The organism is Acinetobacter sp. 809848, assembly GCF_000581275.1.
Lineage (GTDB): Bacteria > Pseudomonadota > Gammaproteobacteria > Pseudomonadales > Moraxellaceae > Acinetobacter > Acinetobacter pittii.
Genome location: NZ_JEXG01000008.1, coordinates 34,010 through 56,170 on the forward strand (window position 1 = coordinate 34,010; position 22,161 = coordinate 56,170).

Here is a 22,161-nt window from a genome sequence, read left to right on the forward strand (position 1 = left end):
ACGACAATAAAAACAGCAATAACACGATAAACAAAAACTACAGCGCAAAAAACCCAAGCAGAAATGCTTGGGTTTTTTATTTGTTTCTACACTAAGTCAGTTTCATGAGAATCACTACCAAATAATGAACGGCGTTGATCTCTCGGTATACGTGGACATTGGGTTGAGATTTGATAGAGCACTTTAGCTAAAGCAGGTAGGTGAGTACCCACTACAGATTTACCAGTTGTTAATAGGGAAACACTGATATCTCTTTCAGGGTCAGCCCAGCATAAAATGTTGGAGAATCCTAAATGACCAAAAGCTTGCCCCGTCATTGGGCCAAAAAGACCTACAGGATTGCTACCTAACATTGGTCCTAAAGCATAGCGCATTGGAATTAACAAAGTACGGTCAATGTTAACGCCTGTAGTTGGCAGTGTTGCTCTGAAAATTGTTTTCTCACTAAAGATTTGCTGACCGCCGTAGCTTCCTCCACTTAAAAGCATTTCAAAGAAGCGGCCGGCTTGTTCTGCACTGGTATAGATGTTTCCAGCTGGGCAAATGGTGTCCATAAAACGACTATCGTTAGTCACATCAACTGCAAGTTGTAAACCGCCACCTAACACATGATTCAGGTAGTGATCGGTACCAAGGCTAGGGTGCAGACCTGTTGCACAGTTTAAGGCGACTTCTGAACGGTATTCTGGTTTTAAGCCATAATTGAAATAAGGCATCCCCATTGGTTTTTCGATAGTTTGATGTACAAACTCACGTAAATCCTGCCCAGTCACCCGTTCAATAACTTCTCCTAAAATATAACCTGCCGTAACAGCATGATAGGCAAGGTGATTACCAGCAGGAGACACAGGTCGGGCAGCATATAAACGTTTTAAAATTTCGTCTTTATCAAATAATAAATCTGGTGTGACATCGCCATCAATATAAGGAATGCCGCCACGATGTGCTAATAAATGAAAGATCGTTGCACGACGCTTACCATTTACCCCATATTCAGGAACATAATAGCTCACGGGATCAAGCAAATTGATTTCGCCTTTTTCATCTAATAGATGAATCAACATGGCTGTGATCATCTTTGATGCTGAAAATAGGCAAACAGGTGTATCAGGTGTTGCAATCAGGGCATTTTCTTGAAGGCCTGCTGGAGAGTTCCCTTGAGCATATCCAATGCTTCGATTGAGTAAAATTTTACCTTGTCTGCGTAAGCAAAAGGTAATGAGTGGATAGTTTCCGGTTTTATATAGTGCTTCTATACTTTTCCAGATTTTTTGAATCTGGTGATCACTCATTCCACCCTGTTCAGCAGCAACTTCATCTTTTTGCCGAATGACTTGCTCAATATTGTCCGGTACTGGACAAGTGTTGGTTGAAAAAATTTTCACACGTCCCTCGCGCTTCTTTCTTTTTATTCGAGGCTAGTGTGCAGGGTTAAGGTCTTCATGTCAGTGTCTAAAATGACAAGTTACTGAAAACTATTTTGCAATCCACCTATAGATACCTTAAAATAGGCGACTTGCTGTAGTGATGCACGGCAGTCAGTTGCCTCAACTGATTCATATCGTTTACTTTTTTAAGCATCTCGGAGAAATCGAATGGCTTTAACTAATGCAGACCGCGCAGAGATCATTGCTAAATTTGCTCGCGCTGAAAATGACACTGGTTCACCAGAAGTACAAGTAGCTTTATTGACTGCTCAAATCAATGATTTACAAGGTCACTTCAAAGCTCACAAACACGACCACCACAGCCGTCGTGGTTTGATCCGTATGGTTAACCAACGTCGTAAATTGCTCGACTACTTAAATGGTAAAGACCACGGTCGTTACACTGCTTTGATCGGTGCTTTAGGTTTACGTCGTTAATTCGATTTTCACTTTGTTTTCGCTATTTCGCATGTCGCAATGCTTTATCGCTGAAAAGAGAGTTTCACTTAATGTTAGGTTAAGTGATTTTTAGAAGGGGCGCTTGTGCGCTCCTTCTTTGCGTTTAACTTATTTTAAATAATTGATCTAGTGTGATGGCTTCTAAGCTTTGTCATTTATCTACCAATCGGTGTAGTCTGAATGCCAAACCTTAGGGGTCTCACTAGAATAAAATTAGGAAAATACAATACATGTCAATGTTTAATATCGTTCGTAAAGAATTCCAATTCGGTCAACATCAAGTCGTTTTAGAAACGGGTCGCGTTGCACGTCAAGCAAACACAGTTTTAATCACTATGGGTGGCGTAACTGTTTTAGTTGCAGTTGTTGCTCAACCTAAAGCAAAAGCGGGTCAAGACTTCTTCCCGTTAACAGTGAACTATCAAGAAAAACAATATGCAGCTGGTCGTATCCCTGGTGGTTACGGTAAGCGTGAAGGTCGTGCTTCTGAAGCTGAAACTTTAATTTCACGTCTTATTGACCGTCCAATTCGTCCGTTGTTCCCAGAAGGTTACTTCAATGAGATCCAAGTAACAGCAACTGTTGTTTCTTCTGACAAAACTATGGATGCTGACATTGCAGCAATGCTTGGTACATCAGCAGCATTGTCTATTGCTGGTACTCCTTTCCGTGGTCCAATTGGTGGTGCACGTGTTGGTTTAATCAACGGTGAATATGTTCTTAACCCGAACTTCGAACAGTTGAAAGAAAGTGACCTTGACCTTGTGGTTGCAGGTACAGAATCTGCTGTATTGATGGTTGAATCTGAAGCGAAAGAACTTTCAGAAGACCAAATGCTGGGTGCTGTTCTTTTCGGTCATGACGAAATGCAAATTGCAATTCAAGCGATTAAAGAATTTGCTGCCGCTGCTGGTGCTGTTGAGTCAACTTGGGTTGCTCCAACTAAAAACGAAGCTCTTCTTGAGCAATTAAAAGCAGCTTTCGAAGCTAAAATTTCTGAAGCATATACAATTGCGGTTAAACAAGATCGTTACGCAGCACTTGATGCACTTTATGCAGAAGCTGTAGCTCAGTTCGTTCCAGAAAATGACGAAACTGGTATTGCTGATGAAGTAAACGAATTATTCGAAGACCTTAAATACCGTACAGTACGTGACAACATCTTGTCAGGTAAGCCACGTATTGATGGTCGTGATACTAAAACTGTTCGTGCTATCGACGTTCAAGTTGGCGTATTAGATCGTGCACACGGTTCTGCCTTATTTACACGTGGTGAAACTCAAGCGTTAGTAACAACAACTTTGGGTAATACTCGTGATGCGTTAATGGTTGATACCCTTGCTGGTACTAAAACTGACAACTTCATGTTGCACTATAACTTCCCTGCATACTCTGTAGGTGAAACAGGCCGTGAATCTGGTCCTAAGCGTCGTGAAATTGGTCACGGTCGTTTAGCACGTCGTGGTGTTCAAGCAGTTCTTCCTGCTGCTGACCGCTTCCCGTATGTAATTCGTATTGTATCTGACATTACTGAATCTAACGGTTCATCTTCAATGGCTTCTGTATGTGGTGCTTCATTATCACTTATGGATGCAGGTGTTCCGCTTAAAGCACCAGTTGCGGGTATCGCAATGGGCTTAGTGAAAGAAGGCGAGCGTTTCGCAGTACTTTCTGACATCTTGGGTGATGAAGATCACTTAGGTGATATGGACTTTAAAGTAGCAGGTTCTGCAAACGGTATTACTGCGCTTCAAATGGACATCAAGATTGAAGGTATTACTGAAGAAATCATGGAAGTTGCATTAAACCAAGCATTTGCTGGTCGTATGCACATCCTAAACGAAATGAATAAAGTCATTTCACGTGCTCGTGCTGAAATCAGTGCTCATGCACCGACGTTTGAAGTGATTAACATTAACCCAGACAAGATCCGTGATGTTATTGGTAAAGGCGGCGCAACTATCCGTCAAATTACTGAAGAAACTAAAGCTGCAATTGATATCGAAGACAACGGTACAGTTCGCGTATTTGGTGAAACTAAAGCTGCTGCTAAAGCTGCAATTGCTAAGATTCAAGCAATTACTGCTGAAGTTGAACCAGGTAAGATCTATGACGGTAAAGTAATCCGTATCGTAGAATTCGGTGCGTTTGTAAATATCATGCCAGGTACTGATGGTCTTCTTCATATTTCGCAAATTTCAAATGAACGTATTGCGAACGTAACTGATGTTCTTAAAGAAGGTCAGGAAGTGAAAGTACAAGTTGCTGATGTTGATAATCGTGGTCGTATCAAATTGACTATGAAAGACATTGAACAAGCATAATTGTTCTAGTGACATGAAAAAGTCCGCTTGATGCGGACTTTTTTATGGCATGATGCAAGTAATACAAAAACAGATCATTGTGGTATGCAGGTTTATTACTTTTATCGCCATCAAGCTGACGGTTATGTCTTTTTAAGCCGTGAACAGCATAATGAACACATTCTGGAGTTTTTCTGGATTGATAGTGTCAGAGCTGATGTGGTGAACCATAACGAAGAATGGCAACAAAAGATTCAGCAGCTTTCAGGTGTGGTTATTAATGAATTTCATATGCGAGATATTGCGAATATTGAGCACCCTTGTGCATTTGATACGCTTGAAGAATATGACCTGCTTATTTTTAGAAAGCTCGTTACACCTGATGATGAAATTAAAAATGGGGAATCCCATGAGAGTGTATTTGGCCTAGCAACCACGCCGATTAGCTTTATTTTTACTCCTAAAGTTCTGATTAGTGTTCGTGAGCAGGGCAATAAGTCGATTGAAAACTATATTCAACGTCTCGAAAATATTTTATGTAAAACTTTGGAAGAACAAAACAAAACCCGTAAGCTGCCTAATTCACCTGTAGATTTATGTTTACGACTGCTTAATAGTATGGTGGATGGCTACCTTGATATCCGTTCACCTTTGACTAGAAGGGTCGAGCATTGGCAACAGCAATTGCTGCAAGGTAATCGCCGTTTTAAACAATGGCATCAGCTGTTTCATGAAAACATGGCCTTTCAGCAGGTTGAAAATTTATGCGAAGAGCAAATCGAAACCTTACAAGAGTTTCGAGATGAAATTGTAGAAAACTATCATCATGTTATTGGTGAGAAGACACATAATTCTCAAGATCTTCTGTTAGTTCGTTTGAATGATTTAATGAGTCATGTCGAACGTATTCAAAAACATACTTTACGTTTACGTAGCGCTATTCAGTCAGCGATTGATTTGCACTTCTCAGCAATTGCAAACCAGACCAATGAGAATATGCGTATTCTTGCCATTATTACTGCCGTATTTGCACCGCTTACTCTTTTAACGGGTATTTATGGAATGAACTTTGAGTTTATTCCAGGGCTTAAGTCACCAGTAGGTTTCTGGATTATGCTGGGTGTCATGCTGCTAAGTACGATTTTCTTGCTTTATTACTTCTATCGACAACATTTGGTAGGGCGCGGTGAAAAAAGTGTGATTGATTTATTGGCTCAACAACATCGTCAGGATCGGATGAATTTGTTCTGGTTTTTGGAATATGAACCGATTAAGCAGACTTTGAAGGAAGTGGAAAAGATTACTCGGTTGAAATAATTCTTCAATTTTTATTGAATTTTTTCCAAATTTGCTTGAGCTAAGCGTCATCCACAACCTGCCCATAATTTAAAAATTATTGTTTTTGCAAAGTAATATTTTAAATGAAAGTAGTGAACAGGTTTTGTGGATGACAATGGTTTTGGTTACTTTTGCCAAAACAAAAGTAACGTAATTAACTGATGAAATAGATAGGGAGTGCCAGTAGGACTCCGTCGTGACTATCTAATCTAATGAAAATGCTTCAACTGTTTTCTAAGTTGTTGCACTTCATCAATCAAATCTAACATCACAGCAACTGCCGCCAAACTTGCGTCAAAGTCACGTTGTAGACGATACGCTTTACGTGCACGTGCGACATCTTCGCCCATAAACTGGTGTGCTTCAGGTGTGTTCTCGACTGATAAAATATCATATTCAATGAGCTGAAGAATCCAGTCAGGACTTTGGCCGCAAGCTTGGGCAAATTGTTGTAAATCAAAAGTCGATTGTTCATCAACGACCTCTGCACTAAAGGTATGGCCGTCATATACAATTTCTCGATAGTGAATGGTTGTCATGATCTTGCTCCCTAATGAGATGAACGAGGTTCGAATGAAGCAAATGCTTCTGCCAGTTGCTGATACGCTTCTTTTTCTTTTTCAGAATTTGCAGGCGGGAATACAATATTTAAAATTAAATACAGATGCCCTGGCGTTTTATTTGGTATCCCTTTGTCTTTTAAACGTAGCTGTTGTCCTTGTTTTGCATTTTTAGGTAAATTTACATGTAAAGATCCTGCTGGTGTTTTTACTTCAATACCTTGGCCTAATGCTGCTTCCCATGGAGCTACATCTACAGTCAGATATACGTCACTGCCTTCGACATGAACACGATCTGTATCTTTATACTGGATTTCAATATAAAGATCGCCGTTGGCACCACCATTAATCCCACTTTGGCCTTGCCCACTTAAGCGGATTTGCTGACCTTCTTTCATGCCTTTTGGTATTTTTACCTGTAAAGTTTTACGTTGAACTTCAGGCTCACCATAAGCATTCATGGTTGGAATTTGCAGAGTAATTTGCTGGGTTGAACCATGATAGGCAATATCAAGATCAACCTCTATGCTGGCATGTTGATCTTCACCGCGATAACTACGTTGTTGTCTTTGATATTGTTGTTGGCCACCGCCAAAGCCTGCACCAAAGCGTCCAAATAAATCTTCAAAACCGCTAAAGTCTGCTTGTTCACCGCCTGTAAAACCTTGACGATAAAACTGTGTTCCATCAAAACCACCTTGTGCAGCACCTTGACCAAAGTTATTAAAACCTTGAGGATGATCTAACATTTGGTCATATTCGGCTTTTTTATCCGCATTGCTTAATGTGTCGTAGGCAACATTAATGGCCTGCATTTTTTCTTCTGCATCTTTTTCTTTGCTGATGTCGGGATGATATTTACGGGCTAATTTTCGATAAGCTTTTTTAATTTCATCAGCAGAGGCTTTGCGTGTAACCCCTAATTCTTCATAATAATTTTTTGCCATAATGTTTTATCACGATGGTGTTGTTTATTTCATTATGAAACGATTTTTAGAGTTTTCAATAAGCTAGATTGTATAAGAGTTGTTCTATTACGAAATTAAATTAATAGGAAGAGGCATAGACAAATTAGACCATACCTCTAATGAATTAGATAAAGCTCTGATACAAGCCGTAAAGGGCAATCAGTAAAAGTAATAAACCACATAGACCCAATATTTTTGGATATAAATGACTGTTAGAAAGGCGGCGGAAAAAGATATAAACCAAAGATAGGGTGAGGAAGTCTAAAACGATCCATGTCAGCGTAAGTAGGGTTAAACTTAAATTTAATTGAGGAGTAATAGAGACGAATTGCGGAAAGAAAGCCGAGAAAAAGATAATATCTTTTGGGTTTGAAATACCAACAAGAAAACCTTTTTTAAAGCCGCCATTTTGTGCTGAAACTGTTTGTATCGCTTCTGGATGAGGGGCCTGAATCACTTCTTTGAGAATACTAAAACCTAAATAACCAATATATAAGCAGCCTAAAATACGAATGATATTGAGGTAACTATCATTAACACTTAGTACTCCTTTTAAAACCAGTACTGAAATAAAAATTAAAACAAGGGATGCTAGGTTTGTACCAAAAATGGTTTCCAGTGCTTTTTTATAGCCTCCTTTAAGTCCAGCGCTTGCAACTAAAATCATGACAGGGCCAGGGGTCGCAATCATGATAACTACACTAAAAATAAAGAGAAAATAATCAAAATAATTCATGGTATTTAGGCATCTTATTTATTAGGCTATAAAGTAGTCTTATATTATCCTATTTAAATTAACATGTTGAAAATTATCATCAAAAAATACAGCTAAATAAAAAAGGCGGTATAACCGCCTTTTTATAAAGTTAAAATATTAACTTAAATGTTCACCAAATAACGCTAAAGCTTCTTCAGCGGTAAAGGTATATTGCGTATTACAGAACTGACAGTCCATACGAATCGGGTTCTGCTGTTCTAAGGTTTCATGAACAGCGTCTACACCAATTTGAATCAGGGCATTTGCACAGCGTTCTTTTGAACATGTACAGCCAAATTTTAATGCTTCAATTTCTGGTAAACGAACTTCTTCTTCGTTATATAAACGATATAAGATTTCATTTGCATCTAAATTGGTAAGCTCTTCAGCTTTTAATGTTTCGGTCAACATTGTCAAACGTGGCCATAAATCTTCATCAACCAAGTTTTGCTCTTCTTCATCATGACGTGGTAAGAGTTGAATCAGTAAACCACCAGAACGTTTATCTGTACTTGCCAACACAATACGAGTTGGAATTTGTGCAGACAAATCATAATATTGCATCAAGCAACCTGCTAAAGTCACTTGATCAAGCGGCACGATCCCTTGATAACGTTCGCCAAATTCCGGTTCAATATTAATAAATAAAACCGGATTAACTAAAGCGCCAAGAACTGTACTGCTGTCTGTTGCTTCAACAAAGCGAGGGTCGGTTTCATAGTCGGCTAAAGCACGAACCTCTCCTAAATGGTTACATTCAGCCATCGCCCATTTGAAGGTACCGCTAGCCTGGATTTGCAAGCTGATACGGCCTTTGATTTTTAGTGTACTTGCAAGTAATGCAGTCGCACTCAACATTTCACCTAGCAGAATTTTAACCGCAGGCATATAGTCACGTTGAGCTAAGATAGTTTGTAGGGCTTCTTCTAGATGAACTACTTCTCCACGTACTGGAAAGTTCTCTATATAAAAGCGTTGGCGTAAATCAGACATAATATTCTCCAGGGCCCTAAGCAGAGTATAACTATTTCGTTTTAATCAAGCTCAGGAAATGCAGCTAAGCCGCAAGCCGGACAGGGGCAGCTTTGTGCCCATTGTCCAATTATTTAGGCAATGTGAATAAGTCCTTAATATAGCCATTTTCTGAAATCTCAAGTTATTCTAGATGATCTCTTGTAATGTCGATGCGATTTGGTTGTAAATGACGCTTTAAATTAACATCATGTTTTGATGTAGCCTGTTGCTGCGCATCACTTTCAAACAAATGTTCAAGTTCGGCTAAGGCATTACGATGTGTTTCAAAAATCTTCTGTTCATCAGTATAAATACTTTGCTGCTGTATGAGCAATTTCTCATCATAATCCCGAAAGATTTCGATATTGTTATAGGCTTGTTCATCAGAGATTCCGAGTTCTCGTAAAGCGCGATAAGCCATACCTAATGAAGATAAATACGTTTCACGCCAAATATATTCAACACCTAAATCTCTTAAAAGATGGACATGGTGGCGGTCACGAGCACGGACTAATAGCTTTAAGTTTGGATAATTTAATCTAAGATGACGTGCAACATTCATGGAGTCTTCAACATCATCGATTGCTAAAATAAAGACTTTAGCTTTTTCAATACCGGCAGAGCGCAGTAAATCGGGCTGGGTCACATCGCCATAATAGAGCTTGCCGCCGTAGCGACGAACAAAGTCCACTTGATGAAGATTGTTGTCGATTGCAGTAAAACCTAAATGTTGTAGGCGGGCAATACGCGCGATGATTTGTCCAAATCGACCAAAACCTGCAATGATAATCGGATTATCCTGCTGAGGAATTTCATCATACTCAGGTGGACGTTCTTTATTAAACAAAGGAATAACCTGAGTTGCCATAATCCAGTAAATTACTGGAGTAAGTACCATCGACAACGTTACGATCAGGGTCACTGGTTCTAATATAGCTTGAGTTAAAACCTTCTCACTTTTTGCAAGGCTCAAAATTACAAAAGCAAATTCTCCGCCTTGTGCTAAGCAAGTACCTAAAAGTAAACTGTTATTCCAACTGTATTTTTTATAGCGGGCAATGGCGGTCAATATCAGCGTTTTGATGAGTAATAAGCCGACTGCACCACCAATAATAAGCAAAGGCATTTCAATGAGTAGTGACAGCTGTGTAGTCATGCCGACGGTCATAAAGAATAAGCCAAGCAATAAACCTTTAAACGGTGCAATACTCGCTTCAACTTCGTGGCGAAATTCTGAATCTGCTAATAATACACCTGTAAGGAATGCACCTAATGTGGTGCTAATCCCTAAAGTGTCCATAAGCAACACAACAGCAAGAATAATAAATAATCCTACTGCTGTAATAAGTTCAGTCGCTCCACTTTTAGCAACAAAGCGGAAGAAGGGACGCATCACATAGCGGCTAAACATAAATAGACCAGTAAATGTTGCAATGATAGCCGCAAAATAAGCCACCCCATGATGGGTTGATTCTGTTCCTGCCAATAATGGAATAATGGCAAGTAAGGGGATAGCCGCTATATCTTGGAAAAGTAAAATGGAAAAAGACTGCTGACCATAAGTCGTATTGAGTTGCTGCTTTTCGGTCAGAAGTTGTAATACAAAAGCTGTAGAAGAAAGCGCAAGGGCAAAACCAATCACAAAGCTGACAGAAAGCTGCTGTTGAAAGAGTAATAGTACGATCAGCATAAGAATAGCCCCACTAATGAGGACTTGCAGACTTCCCATTACAAAAATAGAGTCACGCATTTCCCATAAACGTTGGGGGCGTAACTCTAAACCAATCAGGAACATTAATAAGATAACGCCAAATTCGGCAAGTTCCATAATCGCTTCAGGGTCATGTGCAATATTTAAAACACTAGGGCCCAGAAGTATTCCTGTAAATAAATAACCTAAAACTGTTGCTATCCCTAGGCGCTTGCCAAGAGGGACTAAAATCAGAGAAGCTCCAAGAAAAATTGTTGCTTGCAGTAAGAATGACATTCATTGCCTCGAATGTATTAGTCTCTTTTAAGTGTAAAGCCAAAAAGGCTTCTTCACACCATGATATTCAAATCATCTAATTAAATTCTTGCGGATCAACATCAATTGATAGCCGAAGTTGATGCTGCCGTGGTGCATGAACCAATTGTGACCACCATTGCCTTAAGTAAAAATGTAGGCGAGCACGGTCAGCAGATAAAATCACCATGTGGGCGCGGTAGCGCCCAGCTTTACGTTCCATCGGTGCTGGAATTGGACCCCAAATATCAACAATTTCACCTGCAATTTGGCGTAATTGTTCCGCCGCTTCATTTAAAAAATGTAAGGTATAGTCACGATCTTTAGATTCTGCACGTATCAGTACTGCATAACGATAAGGTGGCAGCAATGCGACTTTACGTTCCGCAAGAGTCTGTTTAGCAACCGCCCGATAATCTTTTTCGATGAGCGTGGTTAGTAAAGGGTGATCTGGTCTTAAGGTCTGTAAATAAACATGGCCTTTGTGTTCACCACGACCTGCACGTCCAGCGACTTGTACAATTAACTGCGCAGTACGTTCTGGCGCGCGGATGTCGACACTAAGTAACCCCGCATCAATATCTAAAATGGCAACCAAAGTCACGTGTGGGAAATGATGACCTTTTGCCAGCATTTGAGTGCCAAGCAAAATTGTTGGTTTGTTTTGATGAATCCGATCATAGATTTTTTGCCAGCTACCGACACGACTGGTGCTGTCACGGTCAACCCGAATCACATCATAGTCTGGAAATAGTTCTTGTAAGTGCTCTTCAACCTTAGCTGTTCCAGCACCTAGGGTTTTTAGGCTTTTTTGCTGGCATTCAGGGCAGTGATCGGGTAAGCGATGAACAGTACCGCAGTGGTGGCAGTGTAAATAAGAATAAGGCTGAGTGTGCAACGTAAAATGTGCATCACAATGTGGACAATTTGCTTGCCACCCACAACTTTCACAGACCAGTACAGGTGCATAGCCACGACGGTTTAAAAAGATTAAAACCTGTTCTTTTCTTGCTAACGTATGCTTGATTTGCTCAATAAGAGGTTGGCTAATTCCATGTTGCTTTTTGACAATTTTAAGGTCAATCAAATGCATTTTAGGCAAAAGCGCATGGCCTGCACGTTGGTTAAGTTGCAGTGAAGTTAATTTACCAGTTTCGACCAAATAATAACTATCGATGCTCGGTGTTGCTGAACCTAAAATAACTGGACAGTTTTGTAAGTGACCTCGGTACAGTGCGACATCACGTGCATGGTAACGGAAACCTTCTTGCTGTTTATAAGAGAGGTCATGTTCTTCATCTAAAATGATTAAGCCCAAACGTGGCAGTGGCGTATAGATCGCAGAGCGTGTTCCTAAAATAATAGATGCTTTACCAGTCTGGGCCTGTTGCCATGCTTGTAGGCGTTTGGAGTCATTTAAGCCTGAGTGTAATAGAGCAATATCACAGTTAAAACGAGACTTAAAACGAGAAATCGTTTGAGGGGTTAAACCAATTTCTGGAACTAACACCAGTACTTGTTTACCTTGCTTTAGAACCTCGTGCATGATGTGCAGATAAACTTCAGTTTTACCACTTCCTGTTAAACCATCTAATAAAAAGGCTTGGTATTGATGCTGCGCGTTTACGACGTGCTGAGTTGCTTTCTTTTGGTCTTCATTTAGCGTGAGCGGCATTTGTGCCAATTGAACAGGCGATGGGCTAAAGTCGTGTGGTTCAAGCGTACAGTCAACCAGTCCTTTCTTTTGAAGTGCTTTAAGCGTAGCCGTTTCTACACCACTTAGATTAAGAATATTCTCTGTAGTTCCGGCAGGATGTAACTTTAAAATTTGATACGCGTCTTGTTGCTTAACAGAGCGTTTAAGAAGTGCTTCAACATTATCACATGGCGTGATTTTCCAAAGATGGAACAAAACATCCATTGGTTTGCCCTGACGCAATAATGCGGGTAGGGCGGTTTGCATGACCTCGCCAATTGGAAATTGGTAATACTGAGCCGACCATGTCAATAAACTTAAAACTTGTTCATCTAAAATAGGCTGTTCGTCTAAAAGGTCAGAAATGGCTTTAAGCTGAAAGGTGCCTGTAAATGATTCACTTGGATCAACTTTTTCAGTAATGATGCCAATCAGGTTTTGGCGCCCAAATGAAATAGCGACGCGTGAGCCTACATGAGCCCGTTCATATTGTGCTTGGGTGAGTGTATAGTCAAAAGTGTCGTACAGATGTACAGGTACGGCTACACGCACACGATAAACAACTGAATCAGGCTTTGGCGTTATGGTCATAGAGGCTCATTTCGTCAATTTTAAAAAACGGCATAGCGTCGTGAAGAGGACTTGAGTATTCTACACAGGCTATAGAACGAATATGAATGATTGCGTAGCATAGATGCAACAGCAGCGACTATTATTTTTGGAAAATTAGAACATTACCATGCCTGCATATCAATTTACTGCCATTGATGCTTCAGGGAAGCAGCAAAAAGGGGTGCTTGAGGGAGACTCAGCGCGCCAGATTCGCCAACAATTACGCGATAAAGCATGGACTCCCATTAGTGTCGATCCTGTTGAACAAAAAGATAAACATCAGAGTCAGGGGTTATTCCAAAAAAAGTTCAGTGCTTACGATTTGGCGCTCATGACCAGACAACTTTCGGTTTTAGTTGCAGCTGCTATTCCACTTGAAGAAGCTTTGCGCGCCGTGAGTAGGCAAAGCGAAAAAACACATGTACAAAATCTTTTATTATCTGTGCGTTCTCGAGTCTTAGAAGGGCATTCACTCGCACAAGGTATGCAACAATCTGGACGTTTCCCTGACCTTTATATTGCAACGGTGGCTGCTGGTGAACGCTCGGGACATTTAGATCTCATTTTAGATCAGCTTTCGGATTACACTGAAAACCGCTTTGCCATGCAAAAGAAAGTTCAGGGTGCCATGATTTATCCAATCATTTTAATGCTGATGTCTTTTGGTATTGTGATGGGTTTAATGACTTATGTTGTGCCAGAGATTGTAAAAACTTTTGATCAAAATAAAGATGCTCTCCCGTGGATTACAGTCGCTTTAATGAAAGCCAGCGATTTTATTCGACATGCGTGGGTGTTTATTATTCTTTTTGCAGTGGTAGGTGTTATCGCATTCGTTCGGTTTTTAAAAACCACTGCTGGACATTATGCTTTTGATCGATTAACACTCAAATTGCCATTATTCGGTAAACTGTCACGTGGTATTAATGCTGCACGCTTTGCTAGTACCTTATCTATTTTGACCCGTTCAGGTGTCCCTTTGGTCGATGCCTTAAAAATTGGTGCAGCAGTGACCAACAACTGGGTTATCCGCGACTCAATTGCTCATGCGGCTGAGCGAGTGACAGAGGGGGGTAACTTAGGTACGCAACTGGAGCGCAGTGGTTATTTCCCACCAATGATGGTACAAATGATTCGAAGTGGAGAGGCATCAGGCGAGCTTGACAGAATGTTAGAACGAGCATCGACCATGCAAGACCGTGAGGTGACGACATTTATTTCAACCTTACTGGCATTACTTGAACCGCTTATGCTGGTTTTAATGGCAAGCATTGTACTGGTTATTGTAATCGCGGTTATGCTGCCAATCGTAAATATGAACAATATGATTTAATAACTTTGATATTAGAGATAATGATGAAAGTAAAAAATATTCAAAGCGAAACAGCGATGGAACAACATAGTGAATCTGCGGTTTCAAATCAGTTTGAGCCAACGTGCCATTCCGAGCATAGCTCTCTATCAGATATTTGCTCCTCAAGCGTAGCTTTCGGACTTGCGGTACGTTCGAGCGGTGCTCGAATGAAGCGTGCCTCAGGTTTTACCCTCATTGAAGTCATGGTCGTGATTGTAATTTTAGGTGTGTTAGCAGCTTTAATCGTACCAAATGTCATGGGGCGTAGTGAAAAAGCTAAAATTGATACAACTCAAATTGCATTAAAGGGTGTGGCGGGTGCTTTAGATCAGTACAAGCTCGATAATGGCCATTTCCCAACCATGCAAGAAGGTGGGCTAGATGCTTTGGTTAACCAGCCAGCTACAGCGAAAAACTGGATGCCAGGTGGCTATGTAAAAGGTGGTTATCCTAAAGACAGCTGGAAAAATGATATTCAATATGTCATTCCTGGGGCAGATGGGCGAGCTTTTGATTTGTACTCATTTGGAGCAGATGGCAAAGAAGGCGGTGAAGGTAATGATGCAGATATTTATTATCAACCTTAATTAAAATGTAATGGAGATTATCAATTCAGTTAAACAGTTAAAATGATAAATACGAATTGATAATCTCTCTCAATCAGAAAAATATAATAACTAACTGAAAAATATAAATTAAAGTTAATATCAATGTTTGAGATTTATAATAAGAATTATTCCCATATTTAATAGTTACAAGAAAGTTAAAATGTAGAGAAAAATAAGCTATATATTTAAACGAAAGCTTTGCATAATAACTAAAAAGCACTTTATTCAATTAAAAGGAGAGATTAAATGAAAGCATTTCTCATATTAGATGAACTGACTCAGTTTCATTGGGTAATGCTCAAGTCTGTCCTATTGATTTTGGGTTTATTACCGATTGCTGAAGTGTCATTAAAGTTATGGCTGAGTACAGAGGGAAGTAGCCAAATCATGATTGGTTTCTTCGCATTAAGTATTGTGAGTGCATGGTTAATGGTGAGCTTCTTTACAGCATTAAAAGCGAGTGTCTGGCAAGCTAAACAAATCTCTACTCAATATGAGCAATTCCTTTTTAAAGCTTACCGTTATGTACCCATGGTCTTTTTATCGAGTTTAGTTGCATATTTATCTCTGCAACTATCGATTGCTTTTTAATAATATTTTAAAACTAAATTTTTAGATAAAACGTAGACTCAACATCTACGTTTTATTTTTTAACTGGACTTAAAAACAGGGTGTTTCTTCATTTGTACATATTATATGCTTCAAATCAGCAATTTAAGAACATGAGAAATATGAAATGGAACAAATCGATTGGAATGATTTTTTAAAAGTAGAGCTTCGCGTTGGTAAAATTATTCAAGCCGAGGTTTTTGAAAAGGCACGTAAACCTGCTTATATTTTGCATGTAGATTTTGGTGAAGAGTTGGGAGTGCGTAAATCAAGTGCACAAATTACCAAGCTCTATCAACCACAAGATTTGGTGGGTAAATTAGTCGTTGCTGTAGTGAATTTCCCTAAAAAACAAATAGGGCCTATTCAGTCAGAATGTTTGGTGACAGGATTTCATAATGCAGATGGTGATGTCGCACTTTGTATCCCAGAGTTTGAAGTGCCTCTGGGTACAAAGTTATTGTAAATTAGCGACGAGATTTAAAAGAAACGTCAACTTTACGCGGACGATAAACCCAACCTAAAATCAGCAGTAAGACCGCGAATCCTAAAATTGGATAATCACCTAAACGGTTATAAAGAGTTTGGCCTTGCATGGCTGGTAAATCACCTCTCAAGACAAACTCTTTATCGATTGGTGCTTGTTCAGTGATATGACCATTTTGATCAATAAACGCTGTTACACCTGTGTTGGTTGCACGAATAAACCAGCGGCCATTTTCTTTCGCCCGCATCTGCACCATTTGTAAATGTTGCCAAGGCCCAGCAGTACCCGTAAACCAAGCATCATTCGATACAGTCACCAAGAAGTCGCTATCTTCTGCATTACGTCTTGTCAGGTTGGGGTAAGCCACTTCATAACAAATTGCAGCAGCAAGTGCATGCCCTTTAATTAAGAGGGGCTTCTGGTCACTCTCACCACGTGTAAAACCGCTCATGCTGATATCATTTTGCATGGCTGGTAACACCCAAGAGAGTAAACCTGAAAGAGGGATGTATTCACCAAATGGAACAAGACGCTGCTTTTTATAGAGTCCACTTGAATCACTGCCAGAAGCCATAATACTGTTGTAATATAGTGGGCTACCAACTTGATGTGATTTCGCAACATCCCAGTAGGGAATTCCGGTTACCCAAGCTGTATGGTTCTTTTTCGCTTGTGCATCCATTGCATCCAAAAACGGTTCAATGTCGGTTTGGAAGAGCGGAATTGAAGACTCAGGCCATACAATCAGATCACGGCCCCATTCAGATTGTGTCAAGCCAGCATAAATTTCTAATGTTCTAACTTGATATTCAGTCAGCCATTTTAAATCTTGTGGAATATTACCTTGAATGAGTGAAACGCTAAGTGGTTTAGCGGCTTTAGGTTTTACAAACTGTATATATGATGCTCCCCAAGCACCCAAAACCAATAGGGCAGAAGGGATAACCCAAAAAATACGTTTACGCAGAACTTCAACTAAAGCACATGCTAATACAATGACGACGAAGGAAATTGCATAAATACCAAATAGCGGTGCATAACCATCGAGTAAACGTTCAGTAAAAGCGTAACCTACAAACAACCATGGGAAACCTGTAAATACCCAAGTTTTTGCCCATTCGAAAACAATCCAAAGTGGGGCAAAAGTAAGTGGCGTTTCAGGGAAGAATCGTCGGTAAACCCATGTCTGAAATGCCGTAAATAGACCCATCACAAGGGCCATAATAGCAATCATACACACGCTTAGAAATGCATTGGTATCGCCATATACATGGATGGAAGTATAGAGCCAGAAAGCGCCTAGAAACCATAAGCCAAAGCCATAGCTCCAACCAATAGCAAAGGCTTGTTTAGCTGAGCGCTTATGTAATGTTGCATAGAGTAGGGCTGGAGATAAAATTGCCAACCACCACCAATAATAAGGTGCCAGTGAAAAACTGAACACGGCACCTGAAAATAAAGCAATGAGTAAAGGAAAAATTAAAGGAAGCTGTTTTTGTTGTTGCGAAGAATCTAACAGCTTTTCAAAGTATGCTCTCATTGACGTACAGCTCGAATCAGATGAATAGTGCGGGCATCTGCTTCAACGATTGTAAATAACCAATTTCCAAGCTCAACAGTTTGACCTTGTAAATCACTTACCAGACCAATCTCTTGAAGCAATAAACCGCCGACAGTTTCTACTTCATCGTCAGAAAAATCAGCATCTAAAATAGTATTGAAATGTTCGATTGGTGTAAGTGCTTGCACCATCCACGCATTTGCTACCGTATGGTCATTGTCAGGAACAATGTACTGAGCATCTTCATCGACAGTGTCGTGCTCATCTTCAATTTCACCAACGATTTCTTCAAGAATATCTTCAAGCGTAACAAGACCTGCTGTTGAGCCATATTCATCAATCACAATTGCGATATGGGTCTGGGTATGTTTTAACATGCGCAGTACCTGATCGGAACGTGCACTTTCAGGAACAAATAACGGTTGGCGCATAAGAACTCGAATATCAACTTTAGTATTCGGTTCAGTTAGAAACGGCAACAAATCTTTTGCGAGCAAAATCCCGACAACATTGTCTGGCTGATCGGCAGAGAAGACTGGAAAGCGTGAGTGAGCAGACTCAACCAGTACATCAAGAATATCAAGTAATTGATCATCTTCTTGCAAACTGATCATTGCTGTTCGTGGCGTCATGACTTCACGAATTTTTGTAGCTGGAAGGTCAAGAACGCCTTCAAGCATAGCAACAGTATCTGGTTCTAAAAAGCGGCGTGAATTTTGGACTAATTTTAATAATTCATCACGGGTTTCTGGCGCTGTACCTAACCATTTTCGTAAGCCTCGCATTCCCCACGACGGACTTGGTTCCTCTTGCATGATCTTTCCTAAAGACTCAATGTATCAAATGAATACACAGATCATACCGAAGAAAAGATGCTTATGCATCTATAAAACAAGCTAAAAGACAAAACGTATATTGTTATGTAAAAGCCAGTTACAGTTAACAGCTCAGTAATTTGTTTATGCTAAAATGTGAAAATTCTATTTGTTCGAGTTTGTTATGTCAGAGCAACCCATTTCACCTACTGTACAACTCAATACGCGTGGTTTACGTTGTCCGGAACCTGTCATGATGTTGCATCAAGCCATCCGCAAATCTAAGTCAGGGGATGTGGTTGAAGTCTTTGCAACAGATAATTCGACCTCTTGGGATATTCCTAAATTTTGTATGCATTTAGGCCATGAGTTGTTGTTGCAAGAAGAACGCTTAGATGAAAATGGTCATAAAGAATTTCATTATTTAGTGAAGAAAGGTTAATAGAATAATAAGGCTTCTAATAAAGACGATTAGAAGCCATGAATAATTTAGCTTTAATTTGAAATGATAATTTTTTACAAATAAGAATCGTTATATAATTTATAAAATTAAGTATATAAATGACGTATAAAAATGAATGATTATTTTGTGAAAAGAAGCTTATTAATCTGTCTTTGGTTTTTCACTATTGCTGGTTTATTACATTTAGAGATCTCTTGGTTATCTGAAACTGTTGCTATCATTATTATATCTATTCTTATTGTTTTAGGTTCAATTCTACTCGGTTATAGAAATACATATTTTGCTCCTGAACCAAAGATAAAGATGAGTTTGATCTTGCATACAAGGTTTATCGGGTTGATGTTAATTCTTGATTTATTATTTGGTAAATCGGTTTGGTACTACGATTTAGCGCGGAACTTTGGTTTTCTTGGCTTATTTTTATTAGGCACATTTATTTTCTATAAAAAGAATTTTAATTTAAACGTAGCAAAAATACCGCCTTTTCAATAAATGAATACTAATAAAAAAGCCCTGAATAATCGGGGCTTTTTTATTATATATTAGGATATGAGCCGCGGCTAAAGCGGCGCAAGGAATTACATGTTAGGGTAATTCGGACCACCGCCGCCTTCAGGCGTTACCCATGTGATATTTTGAGATGGGTCTTTAATATCACAGGTCTTACAGTGAACACAGTTCGCTGCGTTAATCTGGAAACGTTTAGAACCATCATCATTTTCCATGATTTCGTAAACACCAGCAGGGCAGTAGCGCTGAGCAGGCTCATCCCATTTTGGTAAGTTCACATTCACTGGAATTGAAGGATCAGTAAGCTTCAAGTGAGCTGGCTGGTTTTCTTCATGTACAGTGTTTGAAATAAATACTGAAGATAAACGGTCAAATGTAAGTTTGCCATCCGGTTTTGGATAGTTTGGCTTAAAGCTTGTTGCATCAACAGTTTTCAATGCAGCAAAGTCTTGCTTCAAGTCATGTAAAGTGAATGGCACTTTAAAGACATTCTGGTCGATAAAGTTAAATGCACCACCCATCCATTGACCAAATTTATGCATCGCTGGGCCAAAGTTACGAGAGTTATAAAGCTCTTCTTTTAACCAGCTGTTGTTAAATTTGTCAGTGTATGAAGTCAATTCTTTAACGAATAAATCTTCGCCTTCAGTAACACGTGCAATCGCAAGATCACCGCCTTTTTCTACACCCGCAGCAATCGCTTCAAATACAGCTTCACCACATAACATGCCTGATTTCATGGCAGTGTGTGAGCCTTTGATTTTTGCAAAGTTTAAGAAACCTGCATCATCACCAATCAAGCAACCGCCCGGGAAAGTTAATTTAGGTAATGAGTTGAAACCGCCTTTCACTACCGCACGTGCGCCGTAAGAAATACGTTTACCGCCTTCTAAATACTGTTTAATCAGTGGGTGAGTTTTCCAGCGCTGCATTTCCATAAATGGATACATGTGTGGATTTTCATAAGACAAGTCCACAATCATACCCAAAGTGACTTGGTTATTTTCAGCGTGATATAACCACCAACCACCAGAAGAAGCTGTTTCAGCTAAAGGCCAACCTGCACCGTGCATGACTAAGCCCGGTTTGTGTTTTGCTGGGTCAATTTCCCAAAGCTCTTTAATCCCGATACCGTAGTGCTGTGGATCAGCATCTTTATCAAGGTTGTATTTCGCAATGAGGCGTTTGCCTAAGTGACCACGGCAACCTTCTGCGAAGAGGGTGTATTTAGCGTGAAGCTCATAGCCTGGAGTAAAGTTATGCGTTGGTTCGCCATCTTTACCAATACCCATGTCGCCTGTTTGAATACCTTTTACAGTACCATCTTCATGGTAAAGCACTTCAGATGCAGCAAAGCCAGGGAAGATAGAAACTTCTAACTCTTCAGCTTTTTGACCTAACCAGCGAACCACATTACCTAAAGAGATCACATAGTTACCGTCGTTGTGCATGGTTTTAGGAACCATCCAGTGAGGTACTTCTTTAGAAGTGGTGTCTGAAAGTAAGAAGAAAGTTTTGTCTTCAGTTACAGGGACATTAAGAGGCGCGCCTTCATCTTTCCAGTTCGGGAAAAGTTCATTGATGGCACGTGGCTCAAGCACAGCACCAGACAAGATATGCGCACCTACTTCAGAGCCTTTTTCAACTACACAAACAGAAAGATCGGGTAAGTTTTTTTCAATCGCTAATTGACGGATCTTAATCGCAGCAGATAGACCTGCAGGTCCTGCACCTACGATGACAACGTCAAACTCCATCGATTCACGTTCGATGTGTTCCATGTAGGACTCCTCAATACTTAAAGGTGGCAACCGTCATATTCAGATAATTCGGTGCTGCCGTGAGTGTTTTAATCCATAGGCGCAAATATGCTATTGTGCCTTTTATCGTTTGGGCTAGTATAGTTTTAAACCATGATCTAGCCAATTGGCTGAGTCGTAACATTTTTTCGTCAGCAAGGCATAAACTATGGTAAATCAAAATAATTCACCATCGGATATGGGAAAAATACCGTTATCTGATGATAAAAACTTAATGAACATTGCACAATACTTAAAAGGTGTACAGCAAAGTCACAAAAGGTCAATTCCACCTTTAGAGCAGTGGCATCCAAAGCATTGCGGTAAAATGGATTTGACGGTGAAATCCAATGGAGAATGGTGGCACGAAGGTCAATTAATCAAGCGCCAAGCTCTATTAGATCTGTTTACCAAAGTCCTATGGAAAGAAGAAGGCAAATTCTACCTGAAAACCCCTGTAGAACAAATTGAAATCGAAGTTGAAGATGAACCTTTATTAGTCAATCAGGCAGATCAGGTCGAAATTTCAGGTGAGCAGTTTTTACAACTGACCACCACTAACCAAGATGTAATTTTGGTTGATGCAGAACATCCTATTTTTATGCGTGAATATGCAGGAGAGTTGCGTCCTTATGTGCATGTCCGTTTTGGAATTAATGCGCTGATTCAACGTCAGGCTTTCTATCATTTGGTGAACTATGGAACACTGATTGAAAACGATAAAGGTGAAACCATTTTAGAGCTAAAAAGTGGTAATTTGCTCTTGCAATTAGGCACTTGAGGTTTAAGCTTTAGGGAGTGAAATTTTCTGACACT

At 39.8% G+C, this 22,161-nt stretch carries 20 protein-coding genes; 10 read left to right on the forward strand and 10 right to left on the reverse strand.

Annotated elements, in window-relative coordinates:
• Window positions 1-86: 86 nt before the first annotated feature.
• Entirely contained in the window at window positions 87-1,385 is a 1,299-nt protein-coding gene (locus tag J536_RS10645) for an EstA family serine hydrolase (RefSeq protein WP_032062875.1), read from the reverse strand.
• Window positions 1,386-1,595: 210 nt separating this feature from the next.
• Here J536_RS10645 and rpsO point away from each other — a divergent pair, with 210 nt between their 5' ends.
• The 3 genes from rpsO (at window position 1,596) to J536_RS10660 (ending at window position 5,506) form a co-directional block, all read left to right on the forward strand.
• Window positions 1,596-1,865 (forward strand): 30S ribosomal protein S15, encoded by a 270-nt coding sequence (rpsO, locus tag J536_RS10650; RefSeq protein WP_002114951.1) that lies wholly within the window; start codon window positions 1,596-1,598, stop codon window positions 1,863-1,865.
• A gap of 257 nt (window positions 1,866-2,122) precedes the next feature.
• Window positions 2,123-4,210 (forward strand): polyribonucleotide nucleotidyltransferase, encoded by a 2,088-nt coding sequence (gene pnp, locus J536_RS10655; RefSeq protein WP_170814194.1) that lies wholly within the window; start codon window positions 2,123-2,125, stop codon window positions 4,208-4,210.
• A gap of 84 nt (window positions 4,211-4,294) precedes the next feature.
• Window positions 4,295-5,506 carry a magnesium transporter CorA family protein gene (locus J536_RS10660; protein ID WP_002114783.1) on the forward strand — a complete coding sequence of 404 codons (1,212 nt, stop codon included), beginning with the start codon at window positions 4,295-4,297 and terminating at the stop codon, window positions 5,504-5,506.
• A 230-nt stretch (window positions 5,507-5,736) separates the two neighbouring features.
• Here the strand turns inward: J536_RS10660 and J536_RS10665 are convergent, their stop codons facing one another.
• The 6 genes from J536_RS10665 to J536_RS10690 form a co-directional block, all read right to left on the reverse strand.
• On the reverse strand, window positions 5,737-6,066 hold the full coding sequence (locus J536_RS10665; RefSeq protein WP_002114963.1) for a chaperone modulator CbpM: 330 nt from the start codon (window positions 6,064-6,066) through the stop codon (window positions 5,737-5,739).
• An 11-nt stretch (window positions 6,067-6,077) separates the two neighbouring features.
• A complete protein-coding gene (locus J536_RS10670) occupies window positions 6,078-7,034 on the reverse strand; it encodes a DnaJ C-terminal domain-containing protein (RefSeq protein ID WP_032062877.1) in 957 nt (318 codons plus the stop codon).
• A 145-nt stretch (window positions 7,035-7,179) separates the two neighbouring features.
• The gene (locus J536_RS10675) at window positions 7,180-7,791 is read right to left on the reverse strand and encodes a LysE family translocator (protein ID WP_002115157.1); all 612 of its coding nucleotides are present in this window, start codon (window positions 7,789-7,791) and stop codon (window positions 7,180-7,182) included.
• 138 nt (window positions 7,792-7,929) lie between these two features.
• Window positions 7,930-8,805, reverse strand: a complete 876-nt coding sequence (locus J536_RS10680; protein WP_002114728.1) for an Hsp33 family molecular chaperone HslO — start codon at window positions 8,803-8,805, stop codon at window positions 7,930-7,932.
• Window positions 8,806-8,968: 163 nt separating this feature from the next.
• Complete coding sequence (locus J536_RS10685; protein ID WP_032062878.1) at window positions 8,969-10,813, reverse strand: monovalent cation:proton antiporter-2 (CPA2) family protein; 1,845 nt, start codon at window positions 10,811-10,813, stop codon at window positions 8,969-8,971.
• 76 nt (window positions 10,814-10,889) lie between these two features.
• On the reverse strand, window positions 10,890-13,118 hold the full coding sequence (locus J536_RS10690) for a primosomal protein N' (RefSeq protein ID WP_032062879.1): 2,229 nt from the start codon (window positions 13,116-13,118) through the stop codon (window positions 10,890-10,892).
• A gap of 148 nt (window positions 13,119-13,266) precedes the next feature.
• Between J536_RS10690 and gspF the strand changes: the two genes are divergently transcribed.
• The 4 genes from gspF to J536_RS10710 all read left to right on the forward strand — a co-directional run bounded on the left by gspF (window position 13,267) and on the right by J536_RS10710 (window position 16,176).
• The gene (gspF, locus tag J536_RS10695) at window positions 13,267-14,472 is read left to right on the forward strand and encodes a type II secretion system inner membrane protein GspF (protein ID WP_005065941.1); all 1,206 of its coding nucleotides are present in this window, start codon (window positions 13,267-13,269) and stop codon (window positions 14,470-14,472) included.
• A gap of 23 nt (window positions 14,473-14,495) precedes the next feature.
• Window positions 14,496-15,080 carry a type II secretion system major pseudopilin GspG gene (gene gspG, locus J536_RS10700; protein WP_032062881.1) on the forward strand — a complete coding sequence of 195 codons (585 nt, stop codon included), beginning with the start codon at window positions 14,496-14,498 and terminating at the stop codon, window positions 15,078-15,080.
• Between the two features lie 267 nt (window positions 15,081-15,347).
• Complete coding sequence (locus J536_RS10705; RefSeq protein WP_005804170.1) at window positions 15,348-15,692, forward strand: hypothetical protein; 345 nt, start codon at window positions 15,348-15,350, stop codon at window positions 15,690-15,692.
• A gap of 145 nt (window positions 15,693-15,837) precedes the next feature.
• On the forward strand, window positions 15,838-16,176 hold the full coding sequence (locus J536_RS10710) for a tRNA-binding protein (RefSeq protein WP_005079284.1): 339 nt from the start codon (window positions 15,838-15,840) through the stop codon (window positions 16,174-16,176).
• A gap of 1 nt (window position 16,177) precedes the next feature.
• Here J536_RS10710 and lnt read toward each other — a convergent pair whose 3' ends face one another.
• Both lnt and J536_RS10720 read right to left on the reverse strand, forming a co-directional pair.
• Complete coding sequence (lnt, locus tag J536_RS10715) at window positions 16,178-17,737, reverse strand: apolipoprotein N-acyltransferase (protein WP_032062882.1); 1,560 nt, start codon at window positions 17,735-17,737, stop codon at window positions 16,178-16,180.
• On the reverse strand, window positions 17,734-18,573 hold the full coding sequence (locus tag J536_RS10720) for an HlyC/CorC family transporter (protein WP_032062884.1): 840 nt from the start codon (window positions 18,571-18,573) through the stop codon (window positions 17,734-17,736). The genes lnt and J536_RS10720 overlap by 4 nt, the downstream gene beginning before the upstream one ends.
• Window positions 18,574-18,757: 184 nt before the next feature.
• Here J536_RS10720 and tusA point away from each other — a divergent pair, with 184 nt between their 5' ends.
• On the forward strand, window positions 18,758-19,015 hold the full coding sequence (gene tusA, locus J536_RS10725) for a sulfurtransferase TusA (protein WP_002053527.1): 258 nt from the start codon (window positions 18,758-18,760) through the stop codon (window positions 19,013-19,015).
• 132 nt (window positions 19,016-19,147) lie between these two features.
• Entirely contained in the window at window positions 19,148-19,528 is a 381-nt protein-coding gene (locus tag J536_RS25995) for a hypothetical protein (RefSeq protein ID WP_002114996.1), read from the forward strand.
• An 86-nt stretch (window positions 19,529-19,614) separates the two neighbouring features.
• Here J536_RS25995 and J536_RS10735 read toward each other — a convergent pair whose 3' ends face one another.
• The gene (locus tag J536_RS10735; RefSeq protein ID WP_005804177.1) at window positions 19,615-21,327 is read right to left on the reverse strand and encodes an electron transfer flavoprotein-ubiquinone oxidoreductase; all 1,713 of its coding nucleotides are present in this window, start codon (window positions 21,325-21,327) and stop codon (window positions 19,615-19,617) included.
• 187 nt (window positions 21,328-21,514) lie between these two features.
• Between J536_RS10735 and J536_RS10740 the strand changes: the two genes are divergently transcribed.
• Window positions 21,515-22,126 carry a DUF1285 domain-containing protein gene (locus J536_RS10740; RefSeq protein WP_002114653.1) on the forward strand — a complete coding sequence of 204 codons (612 nt, stop codon included), beginning with the start codon at window positions 21,515-21,517 and terminating at the stop codon, window positions 22,124-22,126.
• Window positions 22,127-22,161 lie beyond the last annotated feature (35 nt).